21 protein-coding genes are annotated in these 21955 nt (G+C 63.1%); 13 read left to right on the top strand and 8 right to left on the bottom strand.

Going from position 1 to position 21955, the window contains the following annotated elements; genetic code table 11:
- Positions 1-121: 121 nt before the first annotated feature.
- From BPHYT_RS24250 to BPHYT_RS24220, 7 genes are all read left to right on the top strand, one after another.
- Complete coding sequence (locus BPHYT_RS24250) at positions 122-715, top strand: GNAT family N-acetyltransferase (RefSeq protein WP_012426759.1); 594 nt, start codon at positions 122-124, stop codon at positions 713-715.
- Between the two features lie 255 nt (positions 716-970).
- Positions 971-1837 carry a MerR family transcriptional regulator gene (locus tag BPHYT_RS24245; protein WP_012426758.1) on the top strand — a complete coding sequence of 289 codons (867 nt, stop codon included), beginning with the start codon at positions 971-973 and terminating at the stop codon, positions 1835-1837.
- A gap of 322 nt (positions 1838-2159) precedes the next feature.
- Complete coding sequence (locus tag BPHYT_RS24240; RefSeq protein WP_012426757.1) at positions 2160-3152, top strand: sulfonate ABC transporter substrate-binding protein; 993 nt, start codon at positions 2160-2162, stop codon at positions 3150-3152.
- 123 nt (positions 3153-3275) lie between these two features.
- Positions 3276-4877 (top strand): flavin-containing monooxygenase, encoded by a 1602-nt coding sequence (locus BPHYT_RS24235; protein WP_012426756.1) that lies wholly within the window; start codon positions 3276-3278, stop codon positions 4875-4877.
- A gap of 73 nt (positions 4878-4950) precedes the next feature.
- Positions 4951-5859: an SDR family NAD(P)-dependent oxidoreductase gene (locus BPHYT_RS24230; RefSeq protein ID WP_012426755.1), complete on the top strand. Its 909-nt coding sequence runs from the start codon at positions 4951-4953 to the stop codon at positions 5857-5859.
- Between the two features lie 82 nt (positions 5860-5941).
- Complete coding sequence (locus BPHYT_RS24225) at positions 5942-6823, top strand: metal-dependent hydrolase (RefSeq protein WP_012426754.1); 882 nt, start codon at positions 5942-5944, stop codon at positions 6821-6823.
- On the top strand, positions 6820-7785 hold the full coding sequence (locus BPHYT_RS24220; RefSeq protein WP_012426753.1) for an alpha/beta fold hydrolase: 966 nt from the start codon (positions 6820-6822) through the stop codon (positions 7783-7785). The genes BPHYT_RS24225 and BPHYT_RS24220 overlap by 4 nt, the downstream gene beginning before the upstream one ends.
- Here BPHYT_RS24220 and BPHYT_RS24215 read toward each other — a convergent pair.
- Complete coding sequence (locus BPHYT_RS24215; protein ID WP_012426752.1) at positions 7760-8314, bottom strand: putative glycolipid-binding domain-containing protein; 555 nt, start codon at positions 8312-8314, stop codon at positions 7760-7762. The genes BPHYT_RS24220 and BPHYT_RS24215 overlap by 26 nt on opposite strands.
- 254 nt (positions 8315-8568) lie before the next feature.
- Here BPHYT_RS24215 and BPHYT_RS24210 point away from each other — a divergent pair, with 254 nt between their 5' ends.
- The 4 genes from BPHYT_RS24210 (at position 8569) to BPHYT_RS24195 (ending at position 10963) form a co-directional block, all read left to right on the top strand.
- The gene (locus tag BPHYT_RS24210; protein WP_012426751.1) at positions 8569-9513 is read left to right on the top strand and encodes an urea transporter; all 945 of its coding nucleotides are present in this window, start codon (positions 8569-8571) and stop codon (positions 9511-9513) included.
- Between the two features lie 91 nt (positions 9514-9604).
- Positions 9605-10381, top strand: coding sequence for a class II aldolase/adducin family protein (locus BPHYT_RS24205; protein ID WP_012426750.1), 777 nt, complete (start codon positions 9605-9607; stop codon positions 10379-10381).
- 57 nt (positions 10382-10438) lie between these two features.
- On the top strand, positions 10439-10624 hold the full coding sequence (locus BPHYT_RS24200) for a 4-oxalocrotonate tautomerase (RefSeq protein WP_012426749.1): 186 nt from the start codon (positions 10439-10441) through the stop codon (positions 10622-10624).
- Positions 10625-10675: 51 nt separating this feature from the next.
- Entirely contained in the window at positions 10676-10963 is a 288-nt protein-coding gene (locus BPHYT_RS24195; RefSeq protein ID WP_041759117.1) for a hypothetical protein, read from the top strand.
- 8 nt (positions 10964-10971) lie between these two features.
- Here BPHYT_RS24195 and BPHYT_RS24190 read toward each other — a convergent pair whose 3' ends face one another.
- The 7 genes from BPHYT_RS24190 to garD form a co-directional block, all read right to left on the bottom strand.
- Complete coding sequence (locus tag BPHYT_RS24190; RefSeq protein WP_012426748.1) at positions 10972-12171, bottom strand: porin; 1200 nt, start codon at positions 12169-12171, stop codon at positions 10972-10974.
- Between the two features lie 98 nt (positions 12172-12269).
- Positions 12270-13622, bottom strand: a complete 1353-nt coding sequence (locus BPHYT_RS24185; RefSeq protein ID WP_012426747.1) for a TRAP transporter large permease — start codon at positions 13620-13622, stop codon at positions 12270-12272.
- A gap of 7 nt (positions 13623-13629) precedes the next feature.
- On the bottom strand, positions 13630-14109 hold the full coding sequence (locus BPHYT_RS24180; RefSeq protein WP_012426746.1) for a TRAP transporter small permease: 480 nt from the start codon (positions 14107-14109) through the stop codon (positions 13630-13632).
- Positions 14110-14262: 153 nt separating this feature from the next.
- A complete protein-coding gene (locus tag BPHYT_RS24175) occupies positions 14263-15255 on the bottom strand; it encodes a TRAP transporter substrate-binding protein (protein ID WP_012426745.1) in 993 nt (330 codons plus the stop codon).
- A 587-nt stretch (positions 15256-15842) separates the two neighbouring features.
- Positions 15843-16772: an SMP-30/gluconolactonase/LRE family protein gene (locus BPHYT_RS24170; protein WP_012426744.1), complete on the bottom strand. Its 930-nt coding sequence runs from the start codon at positions 16770-16772 to the stop codon at positions 15843-15845.
- On the bottom strand, positions 16769-17611 hold the full coding sequence (locus BPHYT_RS24165; RefSeq protein WP_012426743.1) for an NAD-dependent epimerase/dehydratase family protein: 843 nt from the start codon (positions 17609-17611) through the stop codon (positions 16769-16771). The genes BPHYT_RS24170 and BPHYT_RS24165 overlap by 4 nt, the downstream gene beginning before the upstream one ends.
- A gap of 51 nt (positions 17612-17662) precedes the next feature.
- Positions 17663-19252, bottom strand: a complete 1590-nt coding sequence (garD, locus tag BPHYT_RS24160; RefSeq protein WP_012426742.1) for a galactarate dehydratase — start codon at positions 19250-19252, stop codon at positions 17663-17665.
- Between the two features lie 224 nt (positions 19253-19476).
- Here garD and kdgD point away from each other — a divergent pair, with 224 nt between their 5' ends.
- Positions 19477-20394, top strand: a complete 918-nt coding sequence (gene kdgD, locus BPHYT_RS24155; protein WP_012426741.1) for a 5-dehydro-4-deoxyglucarate dehydratase — start codon at positions 19477-19479, stop codon at positions 20392-20394.
- Between the two features lie 208 nt (positions 20395-20602).
- A complete protein-coding gene (locus BPHYT_RS24150) occupies positions 20603-21955 on the top strand; it encodes an MFS transporter (RefSeq protein ID WP_012426740.1) in 1353 nt (450 codons plus the stop codon).

Below are 21955 nucleotides of genomic sequence, written 5' to 3'. Positions count from 1 at the left end.
GTATGTGCCAAAGCTGAATACCCGCCATACGTCGCGGCGATTTTTGACTCGCTTCAAATTCGCGCGCGCGGCGGGCATAGTAAAACGTATCCGCCGACTTATCGCCACGACAGGAACACGTATGAGCATCACGCACGCCGCGCCCGCTGCTTCCGGATCGACGAACACCGCCGTCCCGCTGATCCGCGACGCCACCGAAGCCGATCTTCCGGCCATTCAGGCGATCTACGCCCACCACGTGCTGACCGGCGTCGCCTCGTTCGAAGAAACCCCGCCCTCCGTCGATGACCTACGCATGCGGCTCGCGTCGGTGCGCAGCCATGGGTTGCCGTACATGGTGGCGGAGATCGACGGCGAAGTCGCCGGCTATTGCTATGCGACGCCTTACCGGCCGCGCCCCGCGTATCGCAACACCATCGAAGATTCGATCTACGTGAACGACGCCTATCGCGGCCGGGGTCTGGGACGCGTGCTGCTCCAGGCGCTGATCGAGCGCTGCGAAACCGGACCGTGGCGTCAGATGGTCGCCGTGATTGCGGACGGCGGCAGCGGCGGTTCGCTGTCGTTGCATACGCAGTTGGGTTTTGAATTGACGGGTACGTTGAAGGCGGTGGGCTTCAAACACGGCCGCTGGCTCGACACGACGCTGATGCAGCGCACGCTCGGCAAGGGTGACTCGAGCGTGCCGGACGACGTGTCGGCGAGACGCGACTGAAGCGCCGCGGCGCTCATACCCGACTCAGCGCTGGCTGTGCGGCACCGCTCTGCAGGTGATCGGCCAGTCCTTTGAGGGCACGCTCCGGCACTGAGGCACTGGGGCACTGGGGCACTGCGACACTGCGGCGTTGCACTTTGCGTCAACACCCCGAACGCCTTACCGTCCCACGCCCAGTCCATGCTCGCGCCACAATCGCCCGCATCGAGCGGCGGCGTTGGCGGCCGCGCGCGCCGCCGCGTTAAAATCCCTCCCATGCCCAACACGCCGCCTCCTGCCCCGCCCTTGCCCGCCGACTCGCACGACGCCGCCGGCGCCACGCCGCGCAACGAATACACCGTCGACGAACTCGCGCGCGTCACCGACACCACCGTGCGCAACGTACGCGCGTATCAGGACCGCGGCCTGCTCGCGCCGCCGGAAAAACGCGGCCGCGTTGGCGTGTACGACGACACGCACGCTTCGCGTCTCAAGCTGATCAACCATCTGCTCGCTCGCGGCTATACGCTCGCGAACATCCAGGATCTGATCATGGCCGTCGACGAAGGCCACGACCTGCGCTCTATCCTCGGCCTGGAAACGGCGATCGGCGGCCGCTGGTCGCGCGAGCGGCCGAAAAAATACTCGCTGATCGAACTGCTGCACATGTTCGGCGACAAGGCTTCGCCGAGCGCGCTCGGCAAGGCCGTCGACCTCGGTCTGCTGGAGCGCGACGGTCTCTCGTTCGTGTCAGGCAGCCCGACAGCGCTGGCCGCCGGCGCGACCATGGCGAAGGAAGGCATTCCGCTTGCCGACCTGCTCGACGCCGTAGGCATCGCGCGGCCGCATTTCAACGCGGTCGCCAAAGCGCTGGTCGATCTGGTGGTCCGTCAACTGGACCGCTACGACCCCGACGCGCTGCCGCCGCCCGCCGACGTGCCGGCTCTCGTCGACGCCATCTGGCGCGTGCGGCCGCTCGCGATGGTGCTGGTGGAAAGCGAAATGAACCGGGCGCTCGAAGAAGCTTCGGGCGATTACCTCGGCGACCGCGTCGCGGCGATCATGGAAAGGAATTTGAAGCATCCTGCCGGAGGCTCCGCGGGCGCCGCGGCTGCGACAAAGAAAGGCAAAACGAAGAAGTAGTCTGCGCGGGTAGTCTGGCTCTCGCCTTTGCGTCGAGCTACGCCCGCGTCCATGCCTTCGCCCCCACTCCTGCTTTTACGCACGCCCGCTAGCGCGCGCTAGCTGGACACGCCGGGACCGCGCGATGTTCCGCCGCGCGTCATATTCAAATCTGCATTGCTTCGTTTGAACGGCGTGACGTCCATGCGACGATCCCCGAACGTCGCCGCAACGCGTTTTCTGCCGCATCCGCGAGTCCACGCCATGCTTCTGGCGGAACCGAACGAAGCCTGCAGACAACCCATGGCGGCCAAACCAATCGAACGCAATGGAGATTCGCAGGATGGTCCGTCACGCCCGTTATTCGCTTCAACTCGCCGCCTTGCTCGCAGCATTCACCACCTTGAGCGCCACCGCGCAGACCGGCGGCAACGCCGGCGAGCCGGCCAAGGTACTGCGCATCGGCTATCAGAAATCAGGCCTGCTTGCGATACTCAAGGCGCAAGGCTCGCTCGACGAAAAACTCAAACCGCTCGGCTACAGCATCAAGTGGTTCGAATTCCCTGCTGGACCGCAACTGCTCGAAGCGTTGAACGCGAACAGCATCGACTTCGGCTACACGGGCGCGCCGCCGCCGGTGTTCGCTCAAGCTAGCGGCGTACGCTTCGTGTACGTCGGCGCCGAGCCTTCAGGAAGCCACGCCGAAGCGATCCTCGTCAAAGGCGACTCGCCGTTGCGTAGCGTGGCCGATCTGAAAGGCAAACGCGTCGCGCTGCAAAAAGGCTCGAGTTCGAACTATCTGATACTCGAAGCGCTCAAGAAAGCGGGCCTGCGCTACGAGGACATTCGCCCGGTGTATCTGCCGCCCGCCGACGCGCGCGCCGCCTTCGAAAGCGGCAGCGTCGATGCATGGGTGATCTGGGATCCGTACTACGCGTCCGCGCAGCAGGCACTGAAGGCGCGCACGCTGGCCGACTACACCGAACTCAATGCCCCATACAACTTCTACGAAGCGACGCGCGACTTCGCGCAGCAGCATCCCGACGTGATTGGCGCGATTCTCGGACAGTTGCGCACCGCGGGGTTGTGGGTCAACGCGCATCCGGTGGAAACCGCCGCGCTCATCGCGCCGAAGGTCGGTCTCGATCAGAAGCTGGTCGAAACGTGGGTGCGCCGCTATCCGTATGGCACCACCGCCGTCACGGACGAGATCGTGCGCTCGCAACAAATAGTCGCCGATGCGTTCTACGGCGCCAATCTCATCCCAGCAAAGATCACCGTCAAAGACAGCGTCTGGCAAAACCGAGAAGTCACGGCGGCTCTCGCCGCGAAGTAGTCAGCGGCGGCCCTCCCAGCCTAGAGGCGGGCGTCTAACCGCCCGCTTGCGTCATCCGTTGCCAGCCCCTATTGTTACATCAAACAATGTAACAGTTAAGACGGTAAAAAGGAGACGGTTCGGATGAACGCACGCATGCTGCCCCACGACGCCGCGGCGCCCGACGCGTTAGCGCCTGTCGAGACCGATATCGCCATCATCGGGTCCGGGTTCGCGGGCCTCGGCATGGCGATCCGCCTGCGCCAGTCCGGCATCACGGACTTCATCGTCGCCGAGAAGGCCGACTCCGTCGGCGGCACGTGGCGCGACAACCATTACCCCGGTTGCGCTTGCGACGTCCAATCCCACGTCTACTCGTTCTCCTTCGCTCCGAATCCGCGCTGGACCCGAATGTTCGCGCGCCAGCCGGAAATCCGCGCTTACCTCGAAGACTGCACGCAGCGCTTCGGCGTCGAGCGGCATCTGCGTTTCGGCCATGAACTGGCGAGCGCAATCTACGACGAAGCGCGCCACCGCTGGCAACTGACCTTCGCGAACGGCCGGCAATGGTCGGCACGCGTGCTGATCTCCGGTATGGGCGGCCTGTCGCGCGCGGCCGTGCCGAACATTCCCGGCCTCGATAAATTCAAGGGCAAGACGTTCCACTCGCAGCAGTGGGATCACAGCTATTCGCTCGAAGGCAAACGCGTCGCCGTGATCGGCACGGGGGCGAGCGCGATCCAGTTCGTTCCGCAGATCGCGCCGCGCGTCGCGCATCTCGACCTGTTCCAGCGCACGCCGCCGTGGATCATGCCGAAGGCCGACCGCGCCGTCAGACCGCTGGAGCAATGGCTGTTCAAACACCTGCCGTTCACGCAGAAGATCATGCGCTCGGCGCTCTACTGCATGCTCGAATCGCGCGCCTTGGGATTTGCGATTCATCCTTCGCTGATGAAGACCGCGCAGAAAGCCGCGGAGCGGCATCTGCGCCGCCAGGTGCGCGATCCGCAGTTGCGCGCCGCGCTCACGCCTAATTACACAATGGGCTGCAAGCGCGTGCTGATCTCGAACGACTACTTCCCCGCCATATCGCGCCAGAACGTTTCGGTGACGACCACCGGCATCGCGCGCATCGAGGAAGACGCCGTGGTCACCACCGACGGCGCGCGTCATCGCGCCGACTGTCTGATCTTCGGCACCGGCTTCCAGGTGGCCGATCCGTTTCCGCGCGGCGTGGTACGCGGACGCGGCGGTGTGGATATCGTCGATACATGGCGCGACGGCGCGCATGCTTACCTCGGTACGGCATTGCCTGGTTATCCGAACTTCTTCATGGTGGTCGGACCGAACACCGGTCTGGGTCATAACTCGATGGTGTTCATGATCGAGTCGCAGGTCGAGTACATCCTGCGCGCGCTGAAGACGATGCACGCCGAACGCGCCGACGCCATCGAAGTGCGCCCGCAGGTGGAGCGCGCGTACAACGAGCGGATCCAGCAGAAGCTCGGCCGCGCGATCTGGTCCACGGGTGGCTGCAAGAGCTGGTATCTCGATCCGGCCACCGGCAAGAACACGACGCTATGGCCGGGATTTGCCTACAAATTCCGCCAGGCCACCAGCACCTTCAGCATGGACGATTACCTCGCGTATTCGCCCGCGCCGCGTGCGGCGAGCGTGCCGACGGGTTCAGCGCAAGACACGCACGCTCATGGGGGCGCTGCTTCAGCGCCCGTGGAAGCAGCCTGACGAAACGATAACGACAACGATAACGACAACAACAACGACAAGGCACCGTTCAGGGAGAACCGGAGATAAACCAATGAAAAACTTTACCGATAAAGTCGCCGCAATCACCGGCGCAGGCTCGGGCATGGGCCGCTCGCTCGCGATTCAGTTGGCGCGCGAAGGCTGCCACCTCGCGCTCGCCGACCGCAATGCCGTGAGCCTCGCCGAAACCGCACAGCTTGCGCAAGCCGCGGCGCCGCAGATCGTCGGCTCGCCGTTACACATCACCACACGCGTGCTCGATGTTGCAGACCGCGCCGCGATGTTCGACTGGGCCGCCGAAACCGCCGCGCAGCATCAGAGCGTCAATCTCGTGTTCAACAACGCGGGCGTCGCGCTATCGAGCACCATCGAAGGGATGGATTACGCGGATCTGGAGTGGATCGTCGGCATCAACTTCTGGGGCGTGGTGCACGGCACGAAAGCGTTTCTGCCGTACATCAAGGCCTCCGGCGACGGCCATATCGTCAACACGTCGAGCGTGTTCGGGTTGTTTTCGCAGCCGGGCATGAGCGGGTACAACGCGACCAAATTCGCCGTGCGCGGCTTTACCGAAGCGCTGCGCCAGGAACTCGACCTGATGAAGTGCGGCGTCTCGGCGACCTGCGTGCATCCGGGCGGCATCCGCACGAGCATCGCGCAATCGAGCCGTATCGCGACGAACATGGTCGGTTTCATGCTGGAAACCGAACAGCAAGGCAAGGACGACTTCGAGAAGTTTTTCATCACCACCGCCGACGAAGCCGCGCGCGTCATTCTCGACGGCGTGCGCAGGAACAAGCGGCGCGTACTGATCGGACGCGACGCGCGGGCCGCCGACTGGCTGGCGCGCACACTGCCGGCCGCCTATCAGGCACTGGTGGTGATGCAAACGCGCCGCATGAAACGCGTCGCCGAAAAACGCGCGCGGCGCGCCGCGCAGATAGACGGCAAGCGCGCCTGATGCGCCGGACTTTTTTGCCGAGCGCCACGTACGTCATTCGATCACGATCAGCAACTCATCGAGAATCACAAGGAGAAAGGCCATGATGCCGATTCGCCGCGACCTACGTTTCAACTTGCCGCAGGAACGTGCCTGCGATTGGCACGTGCAGGGCTCGCATGTGACACACTTCTTCAACGCGCTTTCGCTGCTGTTTCCGGCTGGCGAGCGTTTTTTCATGGACAGCGTGCGCAACTACCGCGATCAGATCGACGACCCTGTGCTAAAGAAGCAGGTGCTCGGCTTCATTGGCCAGGAAGCCATGCATACGCGCGAGCACGTCGAATACAACGATCTCCTGCAGCAAGCCGGCCTGCCCGCGCACAAGCTCGACAAACGGCTGTGGGCGATTCTCAACTTCGGCCGCAAGGTCCTGCCGCATTCGTACCAGCTCGCCGTGACCGTCTGCCTCGAGCACTACACGGCGATGCTCGCGGGCCTGCTGCTGGAAGACGCATCGCGCATCGGCGGCTCGGTGGAAGGCTATACGCAGATGTGGACCTGGCATGCCCTGGAGGAAACCGAGCACAAGTCCGTTTCCTACGACGTATGGAACGCCGTGCTCAAACCCGGGCTGGGCCGCTATCTGCTGCGCACCGGCACCATGCTCGCCACCACGTTGACGTTCTGGCTGATCGTGTTCGACTACCACGTGCGGTTGCTCATCGCCGACCGCAAACGCGGCGGTCATTTACGCGGCATGTGGCGTGTCGTGAAGTATCTGTACGGGCCGCGTCATGGCGTGTTTCCGCGTATCGCCGGTGAGTGGCTGAGTTTTTTCCGGCCCGGCTTCCATCCGTGGGATCACGACAACCGTGTGCAACTGGCCCGCATCGAAGGTCTGGTCGCCGCGGTCGATGCCACCAACGCGCTCACGCCGAGCGCCCGCAAGGCCGCACGGCGCGGCGTGCAGGCGGCCGCGTGATACGCGACACGCTGTCGGTCGAGGCCGGCGACGTGCGGCTCGCGGTCTACATGAGCGGCCCGCGCGACGCGCCGCCAATCGTGCTGGTGCACGGTTATCCCGACTCGGCGGCCGTGTGGGAACCGGTGCGCGCGCTCCTGGACACGCGCTACCGTGTGATCGCCTACGACGTACGCGGCGCCGGCGCTTCCGAAGCACCGGCCACGCGCCACGCGTACCGGCTCGAACGCCTCGCCGCCGACCTTGCGGCAGTCGCCGGCGCGACCTGTGGCGCGCGGCCGTTTCACCTGGTCGGCCACGACTGGGGCTCGATTCAAAGCTGGGAAGCGGTGACCGACCCGGCGTTCAAAGGCCGCATTGTTTCGTACACGTCGATTTCGGGGCCGTGTCTCGATCACGCGTCTTTCGGCCTGCGCGGCGAGAGCGAGGGCGAGAGCGACGCCGCCGCTCGAACCGCACCGCCGAGAACGAAACGCCCTTTCGGCAGCGGCGTCCGGCAAACGCTCAAGTCCTGGTACATCTTTTTCTTTCATCTGCCCTGGCTGCCGGAACTCGTGTGGCGGGCGGGCGCCGCACGCCTTTGGCCGTTGTGGCTGCGTATGACGGAACGCGTGCGCCCCGCGCCCGATCCCGCGCAAGTGCGCAACGCGCTCAACGGTCTGAATCTCTATCGCGCCAATTTCATCGACAAGCTGCTGCGCCCGCGCGCACGGCACACGCACGCGCCGGTGCAATTCATCGTGCCACTGCGTGACCGCTATGTCGGCCCGGCGCTCTCGCTTGGGCTGGAGGGCTGGCTCGGCGCGTATGAGCGCAACGAGATCGACGCCGGCCATTGGGTCGTGCTGCGCGACCCCGAACGGATCGCGGCGGGCATCGAACGCTTCGTGGAACGGCATCGCGCCGACCACGGCGGCTGGGCGCCGCCGGCTACGCTCAACGCTCGCGCGGCAGGCGTGTGAAGAGCGTCGGATAGTCGATCACGAGACCGTCGTCGTCCACCCTCATGTCCGCCGTGAAGTTGCGGAAGATGCCCTCGTAGCGATACTCGCGATGCAACTCGATGCATGAGTACGCCTGTTCGACACGCGTGACCTGCAAATCGGGCGTGGATATATACGCCACCGAAATGGGTCGGCGCTCGCCTTCGGCCAGTTGCAAGCGACGGATAGGCAGCGTGTTGGTGAACGGCGTAGCGGCGATATCGATGTCGATGCAGCCTTCGATCGCGCTCAGCGCGAGGCCGTGTCCGTCGTGCCAATGGCCGGCGCCATCGCCATGCAACTCCAGCTCGCCGCCGCCGACGATCTTCAGCCACGCATAGCGCGTACGCCAGTGCGCGTCGCAGCGCACCTTGTAGTGCAGGCCATACGACTTTCCGTAACGCTGGCCGACCACGACGCTTTCCACCGCGAAGCCGTCCTCGTGCGCGTCGAACGCCAGATGTTCGATGCCGTCGCCCTCTTCCGATGCCCACCGCAATTCACGCATCTGCCTGCCTCCTCTTTGGACGGCGCGACCGGGTTCTGCCTGGCTGCGCCGGGTTGATATCGTAGCGCGAAAGCTTTTGTTCGGGCGGCGCATGGCATCGCGGAGCGGCGTCGCAAATAGCCACTATTAACGCACGCGACGCCCAGCGCGACTCAGCTGGCCTATGCTCGCGGTTCGCAGTCCTCCGACCATGCGCGCGCCCGACGTTCGCGCAGCGCAATTGCGCATCATTGAAATCACACCGACTTCCCATCATGCACGCCGCCGCGAATGAAGCTCAATCTGCCGCCTTGCGCACGCTGTTGCGCAGCCTCGGCCAGATCGTGCTGCAAGCGAATGCCTTCACCGGCGCGTGCCTGCTCGCCGCCTGGCTGCTCTATGATCCGCGCCTCGCCTGCGCGGCGCTGATGGGTGCGGTCGCGGCCAACGTGAGCGCGGTATTGGCCGACTATTGTGAGGACGACACGCGCGCCGGGCTGCACGGTTTCAATGGCGCGCTGGCGGGGCTGGCCGCTTTCAACTTCATCGCCGACAACGCGACAGCGGGCGCGGTGGCGATTCTCGCCGCCACCTGCACGGCGTGGTTGTTAGCGCCGTGGTCGCGCTGGCTGCGTGCGCGCGGGCTCGGTATCTTCTCGAGCCCGTGCCTGATCGTGACGTGGCTTTGGCTGCCCTTGGTAACGGTCAACGCGACGTCAGCAAACGTGACGCCCGCGCACGCGCTGAGCGCGGCGCAAGCGGGCAGCGGCTTGCTTGCCGGTTTCGCGCAAACCGGTTTTGCGTCGGAAGCGTTGCCCGGATTGCTGGTGTTGATCGGGATTGCAGCGGCCTCGTGCAGGCATGCGCTGCGGGCATTGATCGGCGCGGGCTTTGCCAGCGCCGCGCATCTGCTGCTGGGTGCGACGATAGCGTCGTTCGACGCCGGCCTGTTAGGATTCAACGGCGTGCTGACCGCGCTCGCATTAGCGGACTGCGGGCTCGTTACGATGCTCGGCGGGGTGGCCTTGTCGAGCGTGCTGCAAGCGGCGGCGGCGTACTTCGGCTGGCCGGTTATGACCGCGCCCTTCGTCCTCGCGACGTGGAGCGTGCAGTGGCTTACGCAGCGCCTGGCGCTTGGCGTGGCCGCCGTTGAACCGGCGCAACTTAGGGACACCACACGTCGCGCGACGACGCCGGTTCCAGCCACACGCGAGAGCTAGTCAGGCCGCCAGATTCGCAACGCGCCCGCGCCACACGCACACGCACGGACGCATTTCAGCGATCGAACAGTTCAGGATCCAGGAGACAGACATGTCGTTCACTCACACCCCTGCCGGCCGCGTCGCGCAGACAGGGCCATTGTCCGACGCGGAGCGCCGGACCCGCGTCGACCTGGCCGCGGCCTACCGGCTCGCGGCGCTCAACGGCTGGGACGATCTGATCTACACGCATATCTCGGCGAGCGTGCCGGGCGAACCCGGCCACTTCCTGATCAATCCATTCGGCCTCGCCTTCGACGAAGTGTGCGCCTCGAATCTCGTGAAGATCGATATCGCGGGCAATGTCGTCGGTGCGAGCGAACATGCGGTGAATGCCACCGGCTTCGCGCTGCACGCGGCAGTCCACGCGGCGCGCGCCGACGCCTTCTGCGTGATGCATCTGCACAATACGGCGGGCGTGGCGGTCTCCGCGCAACCGGCCGGCTTGCTGCCCGCCTCGCAACATGCGCTGCGCTTTTACGGCCAACTCGCGTACCACGATTACGAAGGCCTCGCGTTTTCGCCGGCGGAAGGCGAGCGCCTCGTCGCGCATCTCGCCGACAAGCCCGCCATGCTGTTGCGCAATCACGGCACGCTGACCACCGGCCGCACGGTCGCCGAAGCCTATGTTGTGATGGCAACGCTGCTCAAGGCATGCGAGATCCAGTTGCAGGCGCAAGCATGTGGCGCGCAACTCGTGGTGCCGAGCGATGCGGTCGCCGCACGCACGGCGGAGCAACTGTACGATGGCGGCGCCATTGAAGGCGCGCTCGAATGGCCTGCCTTGCTGCGCAAACTCGACCGCCTCGATCGCGGCTATCGCGATTGAATTCGCGCCGCGCTCATTTCATTTCAATCCCACTCGCATCTTTAACGGAGTTATGCCATGCCCACGTTTCGTATCGAACTTTTCGAAGGCCGCTCGGTGGAACAGAAACGCCAGTTCGTCGAAGCCATTACCAAGGCAACCTGCGAATCGCTCGGCGTTGAACCGAATTCGGTGGACATTATTCTGACCGACGTGAAACGCGAAAACTGGGCAACGGCCGGGCGTTTATGGTCCGACGCCTGAGCGCGTGAAACGGGCGGCTTGCCTGCCTGTGGCTGCCGCTCGAACTGTCTTTTGTACGCGATCGCGGCCGAACTGATTACGAAGGAGGCGGTGCATGAGCCGTCGGGAAGCATGTGCCCTGCCACCATCGCAATGCCGGAAACGGCTACGCAAGCGAAGATCGCCGATTTGCCGGTCGTGACGTTTATCTGGCTGAACGCGCGGGATCGGGCCGACACGCGCCATGCCCGGGGAACGGGCGCCAAAGAGGCTGCGCGCGTTGCGCGCGCAGCTTGTGATGCTCAGCGAAGCGTAATTAAACGCGTCGCCGTGGCGGCGCAGCAACACACCGCCACGTAGTTACGTCGTCAGAACTTGTGGATGATGCCCACGCCGGCAGCAAACTGGCTGCGCGACGAGGACGGCGCGCCGTTCTGGCCGTCGCCGATATCGGCCGTCGCGTTGATGATGCTGACGCCGTTCGTACCCAGAGTCTGACCGCTTGCACGTTGATACGCCTCGAGCGCGTACAGGCCAGTGCGCTTGGAGAGGCTGTAGTACTGCGAGAGGTTGAACTGCTGATAGCGAGCCGAGCTCGAAATGCCGTTCGCTTCCGTTGCGCGCGTGTAGCTATAGCCCGCGGCCAGATCCAGCGACGTCACAGGCTTGAAGTGCAGCACGGCGCCGCCCGTGTTGAAGATCGCGGTGGTGCGGAACGGCGAGTTGATACCCGGAATGTATTGCACGTTCGAGTACGAGAACGACACGTCCCATGACGGGCTGAAGGCATAGCCGCCCGTCACCGCAAAGCGTTGTTGAGCCTGCGCGCGCTGATAGCCGTTGTTGATGCCCGACACGCCAGGCTGAGCGCCGTTGTTCGACGCCGTGGAGTCCGCGCCCCATGCGCCGCCGCCAGACGTCGAGTTGTTGATGCGCTGGAAGCCCGCCGCAATGCCGAACGGACCGTTCAGGTATTGCAAGCCCGCGCTCCACGTCGAGCCGGCGTTGAAGCTGCCAGCCACGCCGCCCAGCGCGTACGAGCCGCTAGCCGTCAGGCCGTAGAAGCTCGGCGTCGTGTACACCAGCGAGTTGTTGACGCGGTAGACCGTATCCAGAGAATCGATATCGCCCGGGTGCGCGCCGTATGCGCCCGTCAGCCAAGTGGTCGGGCTGTACGGCGAGAGCATCGTGTAGTACGACGTGTACTGGCGGCCCGCCGTGAACGTACCGTAGCTGCTGTTCGTCACGCCGACATAAGCCTGGCGGTTGAAGCCGAGACCGCTGACGGACTGCGCGCCGGTGGCGCTGTTAAAGCCCTCTTCCAACTGGAAGATCGCCTTGGTGCCGCCGCCCAAATCCTCCGCGCCCTTCAGGCCGAAACGGCTGCCGGCCCAGATGCCGTTGACCATCTTCACGACCGAACGGCCGCCGCTGGTCGAACCGAGCGACGTCTGGCTGCTCTGATAGCCGATACCCGTATCGACGATCCCGTACAGCGTCACGCTGCTCTGAGCGTGTGCGCCGAGGGCGACCAGTCCAAGCGCTGAAGTTGCCAATGCCTTTTTCATTTCTGCTCCTCTTTAAAAGATTTTTCTTTGATCGCGGCACCCTTCGGGCGCCGCGGAGTGTGGATATTGTTCGAACGTCCCGGCGTTAATGAAGGACTTCAAAATACCGGGTGACCATTGATCAGGCTAGGCAACCATGTCGAGAACATCGGTACGTAAGTGACGATGTTGATCGCGCTGAAGATAGCCAGGTAATACGGCCACGCCACCTTGGTAGTTTCACCAATCGACACATTGCCAATCGCGCACCCAATAAACTGCACCGAGCCGATTGGCGGATGCACGAGACCCAATGCGCAATTCAGCAGAATCATGATGCCGAACTGCACGGGACCAACGCCGGCGTGCATCGCCATCGGCAGGAACAGCGGCGTGGTGATCAGAATGTGCGCCGCCATGTCGACGAACGTGCCGAGGAAAATCTGGATCAGGTTGATGTACAGCAGCATCAGCCACGGCAAGCTGGTCGCGCCGTCGAGCATGTGTTCGATCGCATCCGGAATCTCCAGATAGGCCATCTGGTAACGCAGCATGTTCGACACGCCGATCAGCAGCAGCACCACGCCGGTGGTTTTGGCCGCCTTGGAGAGCGCGTGGAACAGCTTCTTCATCGTCATCGAGCGATACACGACGATGGTCAGCACCAGCGAATAAAACACGGCGATAGCGGCGGCTTCCGTCGCCGTAGCAATGCCCTTCGCCACGCAAACCAGAATGATCGCGATCACCATCAAGCCGGGCAACGCACCGAGGAACGTACGGGCCACGGCGTACCAGCCGGGGAATTTCTGCAGCTCCGTCGAACCATCGGCACGACGCGGATAGCCGTATTTGACCGCTTGCCAGTAGGCGGCGATCAGCACGAAACCCATCACCCACAACACCGGGAGAAGACCGGAAAACAACAGATCGCCGATCGACACGCCGCTCATCGGATGCCCATTCAACGTGCCGGTGATGCCTTGGGCCGCGAATGCATAGATGATCATGTTGGTCGACGTCGGCATCAGCGCGCCCGCCAGCGACGAGTGCGTCGTCACGTTGACCGCGTAGGCCGCGCTGTAGCCTTCACGCTTCATCAGCGGAATCACCACGCCGCCCATGGCCGACGTATCCGCCGAGGGCGACCCGGAGACGCCGCCGAACAGCGTGCACGCCACCACGTTGGCCATGCCGAGGCCGCCGCGGAAATGCCCGACCGTGGCTTGCGCGAAACGCAGGATGCGGTCCGCGATGCCACCGTGCAGCATCAGCTCGCCGGACAGAATGAAGAACGGCACCGCGAGAAACGAGAAGCCGTTGATGCCCGAAATCATCGACTGCATGGCGGTGGCCGCCGGCAAGCCTTCGTAAAGGTAAGTCAGGACGCACGCGAGCCCGAGCCCGAAGGAAACAGGAACGCCGAGAAGGAGAAAAACGAGAAAACTAACGGAGAGGATGGCAAGTTCCATGATTGCTCTATTTTTGTTTCTGTGCGAAAAGCGCGAGCAGGTTCTCGATCGAGAACATTGCAATGCAGACGCTGGCAATAACCGGGATGCAGTAACGCAACGATTCAGGCAAACCGATAATTGGAATGCGGTCTTCGGCGGTGGCCTCCACCATCTGCAGACAGCCGAAAAAAATCATCACCGCAAACACGATCAGGCAAATGTGCTGAAACGACGTGGCGATGAGTTGCCCTTTCGGCGGCAATTTCTTCACGAGCGAATCGAGACCGATATGGCCGCCTTCGCGGACCTTGAGCGCGGCGCCGAACATGGCGATCACGATCACCAGCAAAAGCGCGATGGGCTCGACGAAATCCGGTGCATCGCTGAAGACGTAGCGCATCACGACGCTGTAGATCACCAGCACGCTCAGCACGGCGAGACTCAGCGACGCCACGACAACCAGCGCGCGGAACAGAAAATCATTTGGGCGCTTCATGAATCTCATTGGACCCATCCTTGCATTCGACCGACCTGTCTTTAATATTCAGCAATCTGTTCGACTCTTCAGTTCGGAACGCGCACAGCGGCAAGGCCTGCGAATCTTCTCGCAGGCCCTTCGCACCTTCACACCGCGGCATGGCTTCCGTTCAGGCGAGCCTTATTTGACTGCCTGAATCTCGTCGACGAGCTGCTTCATTTGCGGGGTCTTTTCGTACTTCGCCCAGACCGGCTGCATCGCCTTGACGAACGCGGCACGATCGATCTGCGTCGAGGCGACGATGGTCGCGCCGCCCTTCGTGACCGTCTTGCTCGCATCGGCTTCGCGTGCGGTCCACAGCTTCTGGTAGTAAGGCACCGAGTCCGCCGCAGCTTTCTTGATGATCTCCTGCTCTTGCGGCGTCAGCGTGTCCCACACTTTCTTCGAGAACACGAGCACTTCCGGCGTCATCGAGTGCTGGGTTTCGGAGTAGACCGGCGCGACTTCGAAGTGCTTGGTTTCTTCGTACGACGGCAGGTTGTTTTCAGCGGCATCCACCAGACCCGTCTTCAGGCCCGTATAGACTTCGGCGAACGGCATCGGCGTGGGCGTGCCGCCCATTGCGCGGATTTCGTCGACCATCAGATCGGACGGCTGCACGCGAACCTTGAGGCCCTTCATATCAGCCGGCGTGTGAATCGGCTTCTTGGTGTAGATGGAACGCGCGCCGCTCTCGTAGAACGTCAGCGCGATCATGCCCTTCGCCTTGAAAGCGTCGAGAATCTTCTGGCCTTCCGGGCCGTACATCACTTTGCGGAAATGGTCGATGTCGCGGAACAGGAACGGCAGCGACGGGATCATCGATTCCGGCACGATCTCGTTGAACGCGGCGCCGTTGGCGCGCGCCATGTCGAGCGCGCCGATGCGCACCTGATCGATCGTGTCGTTTTCGGAACCCAGCGCGCTATTGCCGAAGACCTTCACGGAGTCTTTGCCGCCGGTTGCCTTGTTGATCTCTTCTCCCATGTGTTTCACGGCCATGTTGGTCGGATAGGTGTCGCCGTGCACGTCGGACACGCGGAACACACGCGCTTGTGCCGACACGGTGCTCAAGGCCAGCACCGAAGCCGCGACGATCAGCGAAACACGGGAAGGGGCAAACTTCTTATTCATCGTGAAATTCCTTGAAAAATTGACCGTCCAATCGATTGCGGAAGGTCCGCTTGCGGGGCTACCCGCGGATGCGACATGGTTTGCTGCGTCTCCCGGCTCGACGCTCGCCACCGCGTTCGGTCACGGGCGCTTTGCCATGCTGGTCTGTGCAACGTCCCCGGCGCAGATGCTCAGCACTCCTGTCAGCCAACTCCACTCTTGTACTTTTGCTTCAACTGCATCGGCCTGCGTCTCGTTCAAGCCGACAATCCGAACTACTAAGAAAGGAATTCGTTTGGGCTTATACGTTGTACGACGACATATGAAGTCTATAAAACGCAGTTTGAGTTGTACAGACGGTATTTACCCGCACCACGCGGGCATCCGGCAGACATGACCGATAGATCATCCGGCAAGCCCCGGCGCCAGCAGGATTGGTGCTGACGGGGGTAAAACCAGATGCGCGGGACGGCCGGCCTTTCGTAAAAGAAATGTGACACTACCGTAGTCTTTACGCCACAATGTTGTACGATGACCTATGAATATTTAAGCAAAAAAGGCGCCGGACATGCGTGACATGTCCGGCGCCCTTCTCGTACAGGCTCCGCTTACAGTTCGCCGGCAAACTCCGGCTCGGGCAACCCGGTTATGCCGGGACGCACGGCGAACAGATGCCCGTCGTGCTCGCTCGCGTTCGCAGCGGGACGGATCGACGTGACGAACAGCGTATCCAGCTCGCGCCCACCGAAGGCACACATGGCCGGCTTGATGGCCGGCACGGCAATCTGCCGGTCCAGCTTGCCCTCGGGCGTGAAGCGCAGTAACAGGCCGGCGTCGTTCGCGCAAATCCAGTAGCACCCGTCGGCGTCCACCGCGGCGCCGTCGGGACGGCCCGCATGCTGATTCAGATCGGCAAACACGCGACGGTTGCGCGGCTCGCCGGATTCGATGTCGTAATCGAATGCCCAGATCTGCCTGCGCAACGGATGCGAGTCCGACAGATACATGGTCGCGCCATCCGGCGACCACGCGAGGCCGTTTTGCGTGATCAGTTCCTCGACGACCGGCGCGGACAGCATGCCGCGCTCGTCGAAACGATAGAGCGCGCCGGCCGGCTTGGCCGCCGCCATGTCCTGCACCATCGTGCCGGCCCAGAAGCGTCCTTGCCGGTCGCAACGGCCGTCGTTGAAGCGCATGTCGTCGCAAGCGAAGTCCGGTGCGGCGAGTTTGCGCCCTGTCACTTGCACGGCTTCGCCGTTGGCCGCGGACTCAGTCAGCGTGAGCGCGAAGAGGCCGGTCTCGCAGCCGGCCAGCACCGTACCGCGATGGTCGAACGCGATGCATGCCACTTTCTCAGGCAGCAGCCATTCAGAGCGCTCGCCCGAATCGATCCGCAAGCGCACGATCTTCTGGGCGGGAATATCCACCCAATAAAGGGCTTGCTCCGCAGCGCGCCAAACCGGACTCTCGCCGACCGCAGCCGGCGCCTGCCCCGCTGCCTCGACCCGCTCCACGCGCGGGTTCGCCGCGGCGCTCACCGCTTCGGCTCCATCGGACCGGCGAGCACGAACGGGCCACCCTGGAAACGCTGCGTCGGATCGTCGAGATCGGCGGTGGGTGCCGTGACCGGAAAGAGATGCTCGAATTCGACCGAACTGTCCTGCGGACGAAAACCAAGGAACGCGGCCTTGGTGTTATCCACCCATTTGGTGCGGTTATCCGACACGCCGTACACGATCGCGTGACCCACGCGGTTGGTGAACAGCGAGCAGCGCACCAGTTCGATGAGGTCGCGAAAGCTCAGATAGGTCACGAGCATGCGCGGATTCTTCGGCTGCTCGAACGACGAACCGATCCGCAGACACACCGTCTCCAGACCGAAGCGATCGAAGTAGTAACGCGACAACGATTCGCCGAAGCACTTCGTCACGCCGTACAGGCTATCCGGACGCAGCGGGGCGTCGATATCGACCACCTCCGTCACCGGATGAAAACCCACCGCGTGATTCGAGCTCGCGTAGACGATGCGCTTCACGCCCTGCTTCTGCGCCGCCGAATAGAGGTTGTACAGGCCGCGGATATTCGCTTGGAGCAAGTCTTCGAACGGCGCCTCGACGGAAATGCCGCCGAGGTGAACCACCGCGTCCACGCCTTCGAGCAGCGCGTGAACGGCGGCTTCGTCAGCGATGTCGACGATCGAGGCTTCTTCATGCGCCGCCACCTCGCCGAGCGGCGCGATATCCGTGATGCGCACGATATCGGCCCACGCGGCGAGCGCGCCGCGCAACTGCTTGCCGAGGTTGCCCGCCGCGCCGGTGAGCAGCAGGCGGCGGAAGGGTTTCTGTGCCGCGCTGCGGTCAAGGTTCGAGTCAGTCATGTTTCTATATTGGTGTGAGTGTGATCGGATCGAGCAAGCCCGCCGGATCGATCAGGTCACCGGCGCGGGATTGAACAGCGTCAGCGCATTGTGGAGCTTGAGCTTCTCAGCGCAAGTCTCTTTGCGGCCGCTGGCGACGTCGAGCATCAGACGGAAGAGTTCCCAGCCCACCTCTTCGATTGTCGACTCGCCAGTCGCGATGGTGCCGGCGTTGATGTCCATCAGATCATGCCAGCGGCGCGCCAGATCCGAGCGCGTCGCGACCTTGATGACGGGCACTTCGGCAAGGCTGTACGGCGTGCCGCGGCCGGTGGTGAACACGTGCAGGTTGATACCCGCCGCGACCTGCAGCGTACCGCAGATAAAGTCGCTGGCCGGCGTGGCCGCGTAAATCAGGCCTTTCTGTTTGACCTTCTCGCCCGGCGACAACACGCCGGAAATCGCCGAATTACCGGACTTGATGATCGAGCCCATCGCTTTTTCGACGATGTTCGACAAGCCACCCTTCTTGTTGCCCGGCGTGGTGTTGGCGCTGCGATCCGCGCCGCCGCGCTTCAGATAATCGTCGTACCACTGCATCTCGCGGATGATCGCCGCGGCGACTTCCGGGTTGGCCGCGCGCGCCGTCAGTTGATCGACGCCGTCGCGCACTTCGGTGACTTCGGAGAACATGACCGTGGCGCCGGCACGCACCAGCAAATCGGTCGCGTAGCCCACGGCGGGATTCGCGGTGAGACCGGAGAATGCATCGCTGCCGCCGCATTGCACGCCGATCACGAGATCGGACGCGGGACACGTCTCGCGGCGACGATTGTTCAAACGCTTCAGATGACCGTCGGCCATCTTCATGATCGACTCGATCATCGACTGGAAGCCGACGTGCGATTCGTCCTGCAGCACGACCACGTCGCCGTTCAGATCAGCCTCGATATCGCCGATGTCCGCGACTTCGGCGACATTCGCGGCCGCGGCGATCGGGATCGTGCCGGGCGGCATCAGGCGCTCGGGCTGCAGTTTTTCGCAACCGAGGCTGACCATCATCACCTCGCCGCCGAAATTCGGATTCAGGCTGATGTTGCGCACGGTGCGGATCGGCACCATCGCGTCGGGCGCGTCGATCGCGACGCCGCAACCGTACGTGTGGCCGAGGCTCACCACGTCGTCGACATTCGGATAGCGAGGCAGCAGTTCAGCCTTGATACGCGTCACCGCGTGTTGAACCACGTCGGCCACGCATTGCACCGTCGTCGTGATGGCGAGAATGTTGCGCGAACCGACCGAGCCGTCCGCGTTGCGATAGCCCTCGAACGTATAGCCCTCGAGCGGCGGCATGTCCGGCGCCTTGATCGTCGCGATCGGCAGATCCTCGAGTCCAGGCGGACTCGGCATGCGAATCACGTGTTCGTTGATCCAGCTGCCCTTCGGCAGCGCCTTCAGCGCATAGCCGATCACCACGTTATAGCGGATGACCTCGTCGCCCTCGGCCAGGTCGGCCAGCGCGACCTTGTGCCCTTGCGGCACGCGCTCGCGCAGCGCCAAACCATCGGGAAATACCGCGCCCTCACCCAGACCGCCGTCGTTGACGACGATCGCGACATTGTCGTTGGGGTGAACGCGAATGTAGAGCGGAGATTGTTCCATTGCATCGATCCTTATGGCGGTGTACGCCTGCTGCGCCTTCTATTCATACGTCATCCTACAACATGAAAGATTGCGCAGACGTTCCGTATTTACCCTAGGCCAAGCATTATGCCGTGAAAACACCGTTGAGTTAGCCGATTTGTTGTTGTACGATGACGTATAAGAAATCTCAATTCTCACTTGATTGAGCTTCCACACACCATTCGACGCTCTGGATACATATCATGACGACACCGCAGGAACTGAAGCAGATCGTTTCCGAAGGCCTCCTGTCCTTCCCGGTTACCGACTTCGACGAACAAGGCGATTTCCGCGCCGATACGTATGCTGAGCGCCTCGAATGGCTTGCTCCTTACGGCGCGTCGGCGCTGTTCGTCGCCGGCGGCACGGGCGAATTCTTCTCGCTCACGCACAACGACTATTCGAACGTCGTGAAAACGGCTACCGAAGTCTGCAAAGGCAAGGTGCCGATTCTCGCCGGCGCGGGCGGCCCGACGCGCGTAGCGATTGCCTACGCACAGGAAGCCGAGCGTCATGGCGCGAACGGCATTCTGTTGATGCCGCATTACCTGACGGAAGCGTGCCAGGAAGGCATCGCCGCACACGCTGAAGAAGTCTGCAAGTCCGTGCCGAACATGGGCGTGATCATCTACAACCGCGCGAACTCCAAGCTTAACGCCGATATGCTCGAAGGCCTGGCCGAGCGCTGCCCGAACCTGATCGGCTTCAAGGACGGCGTGGGCGAGATCGAGAACATGGTGTCGATCCGCCGCCGCCTCGGCGACCGTTTCTCGTATCTCGGCGGCCTGCCGACCGCTGAAGTTTATGCAGCGGCGTACAAGGCGCTGGGCGTGCCGGTGTATTCGTCGGCGGTGTTCAACTTCATTCCGAAGACCGCGATGGACTTCTACCGGGCGATTGCCGCGGACGACCACGCCACGGTCGGCAAGCTGATCGACGAATTCTTCCTGCCGTATCTGGCGATCCGCAACCGCCGCGCAGGCTACGCGGTCAGCATCGTCAAGGCGGGCGCGAAGCTGGTCGGCCACAGCGCCGGCCCGGTCCGCGCACCGCTGACGGATCTGACGGAAGAAGAAATGGGCAAGCTGGACGCGCTCATCAAGACGCTCGGCCCGCAGTAATCGGGCTGGCGTAACGACAGCGATCGACACCCGGCGGCCGTGCGAACGACGGCCGCGTAGACGGCACCGCAAAGAGCGCCCGGGACGGCAACGTCGCCGGGCGTTTTTTGTAGCGCCGCACCAGCATGTATCGAAAGGCCTGTGGTCGCTCATTGCGCCACGACGCCTGGGAGCCCGCTCCCAGGCATAAGAAATTCAGGAGATGACCATGGAAATGAGCCGCACGGCGAGTGCCGCCCATGTCGCAAAGCGCACCCGAGTCCGCTACGGAATTTTGCTGCTGATCTTTCTGATCACCACCTTCAACTACGCGGACCGCGCCACGTTGTCGGTGACTGGCTCGGCCATGCGCGCCGAGTTCGGCTTCGACGCGATCCGTATGGGCTACATTTTCTCCGCGTTCAGTTGGGCCTACGTCCTATCGCAACTGCCGGCCGGCTGGCTGCTGGACCGCTTCGGCGCGCGGCGCGTCTACGCGGCGAGTATTTTCTTCTGGTCGCTCTTCACCCTGCTGCAAAGCTCGATCGGTTTGCTGGGCAGCGCGGCGGCGGCCGTCACCGCGCTGTTCGTGCTGCGCTTCGCAATGGGCGCGGCCGAATCACCGGCGTTTCCGGCCAACGCAAAGGTGGTGGCAAGCTGGTTCCCGACTAACGAACGCGGCACGGCGTCGGCCATTTTCAATTCGGCGCAATACTTCGCGGCGGTCGTGTTCACGCCGTTGATGGCGTGGCTCACCCACGCGTTCGGCTGGCACATGGTCTACGTCGTGATGGGCGTGATGGGACTTCTGCTCGCGCTCACCTGGCTGAAGGTGATGAAGAACCCCGCCGATCATCCGCGTGTGTCGCGCTCGGAACTCGAGTACATCGAACAAGGCGGCGGCGTGATCAACGGGCAGAAGAAAGCTCCATCCGCCGGCAAGATCGAGAACACAGGCGGCTGGTCTCTGGTTCGCCAACTGCTCAGCAACCGCATGCTGCTCGGCGTCTATCTCGCGCAGTATTGCATCAACGTGCTGACCTACTTCTTCCTGACGTGGTTTCCGATCTACCTCGTGCAGGCGCGCGGCATGACGATTCTGCAAGCGGGTCTGGTGGCTTCGCTGCCGGCGATCTGCGGATTCTCCGGCGGCGTGCTCGGCGGCATTCTGTCCGATGGGCTGATCCGTCGCGGCCATTCGCTTACGGTCGCGCGCAAGGTGCCGATTGTCGGCGGCATGCTGCTGTCGGTGTGCATCATCGGCTGCAATTATGTGTCGACCGACTGGGTCGTCGTCGCGCTCATGTCGCTGGCGTTCTTCGGCAAAGGCATCGGCGCGCTCGGCTGGGCCGTGGTCGCCGATACGTCGCCGCGCGAGGCGCTCGGCCTGTCGGGTGCGATCTTCAATATGTTCGGCAACGTGGCCGGCATCGTGACGCCAATCGTGATCGGCTATCTCGTCGCAAAGACCGGCTCGTTCAACGGCGCGCTGGTGTTCGTGGGCATCAATGCGCTGCTCACGGTGTTCAGCTATCTCGTGATCGTGAAAGATATCAAGCGCGTCGAACTGCGCCCGAACTGA

The organism is Paraburkholderia phytofirmans PsJN (assembly GCF_000020125.1).
Lineage (GTDB): Bacteria > Pseudomonadota > Gammaproteobacteria > Burkholderiales > Burkholderiaceae > Paraburkholderia > Paraburkholderia phytofirmans.
Note: the sequence above shows the minus strand (reverse complement) of the source record. Positions and strands in the feature narration are given on the sequence as shown.

Excerpts from the sequence above, each read along its gene's own strand:
- kdgD (WP_012426741.1), top strand. The coding sequence starts at position 19,477 with ATGACGACACCGCAGGAACTGAAGCAGATCGTTTCCGAAGGCCTCCTG.
- BPHYT_RS24245 (WP_012426758.1), top strand. The coding sequence starts at position 971 with ATGCCCAACACGCCGCCTCCTGCCCCGCCCTTGCCCGCCGACTCGCAC.
- BPHYT_RS24235 (WP_012426756.1), top strand. The coding sequence starts at position 3,276 with ATGAACGCACGCATGCTGCCCCACGACGCCGCGGCGCCCGACGCGTTA.
- garD (WP_012426742.1), bottom strand. The coding sequence starts at position 19,252 with ATGGAACAATCTCCGCTCTACATTCGCGTTCACCCCAACGACAATGTC.
- BPHYT_RS24180 (WP_012426746.1), bottom strand. The coding sequence starts at position 14,109 with ATGAGATTCATGAAGCGCCCAAATGATTTTCTGTTCCGCGCGCTGGTT.
- BPHYT_RS24150 (WP_012426740.1), top strand. The coding sequence starts at position 20,603 with ATGGAAATGAGCCGCACGGCGAGTGCCGCCCATGTCGCAAAGCGCACC.
- BPHYT_RS24250 (WP_012426759.1), top strand. The coding sequence starts at position 122 with ATGAGCATCACGCACGCCGCGCCCGCTGCTTCCGGATCGACGAACACC.
- BPHYT_RS24205 (WP_012426750.1), top strand. The coding sequence starts at position 9,605 with ATGTCGTTCACTCACACCCCTGCCGGCCGCGTCGCGCAGACAGGGCCA.
- BPHYT_RS24185 (WP_012426747.1), bottom strand. The coding sequence starts at position 13,622 with ATGGAACTTGCCATCCTCTCCGTTAGTTTTCTCGTTTTTCTCCTTCTC.
- BPHYT_RS24215 (WP_012426752.1), bottom strand. The coding sequence starts at position 8,314 with ATGCGTGAATTGCGGTGGGCATCGGAAGAGGGCGACGGCATCGAACAT.
- BPHYT_RS24210 (WP_012426751.1), top strand. The coding sequence starts at position 8,569 with ATGCACGCCGCCGCGAATGAAGCTCAATCTGCCGCCTTGCGCACGCTG.
- BPHYT_RS24190 (WP_012426748.1), bottom strand. The coding sequence starts at position 12,171 with ATGAAAAAGGCATTGGCAACTTCAGCGCTTGGACTGGTCGCCCTCGGC.
- BPHYT_RS24175 (WP_012426745.1), bottom strand. The coding sequence starts at position 15,255 with ATGAATAAGAAGTTTGCCCCTTCCCGTGTTTCGCTGATCGTCGCGGCT.
- BPHYT_RS24165 (WP_012426743.1), bottom strand. The coding sequence starts at position 17,611 with ATGACTGACTCGAACCTTGACCGCAGCGCGGCACAGAAACCCTTCCGC.
- BPHYT_RS24225 (WP_012426754.1), top strand. The coding sequence starts at position 5,942 with ATGATGCCGATTCGCCGCGACCTACGTTTCAACTTGCCGCAGGAACGT.
- BPHYT_RS24230 (WP_012426755.1), top strand. The coding sequence starts at position 4,951 with ATGAAAAACTTTACCGATAAAGTCGCCGCAATCACCGGCGCAGGCTCG.
- BPHYT_RS24200 (WP_012426749.1), top strand. The coding sequence starts at position 10,439 with ATGCCCACGTTTCGTATCGAACTTTTCGAAGGCCGCTCGGTGGAACAG.
- BPHYT_RS24240 (WP_012426757.1), top strand. The coding sequence starts at position 2,160 with ATGGTCCGTCACGCCCGTTATTCGCTTCAACTCGCCGCCTTGCTCGCA.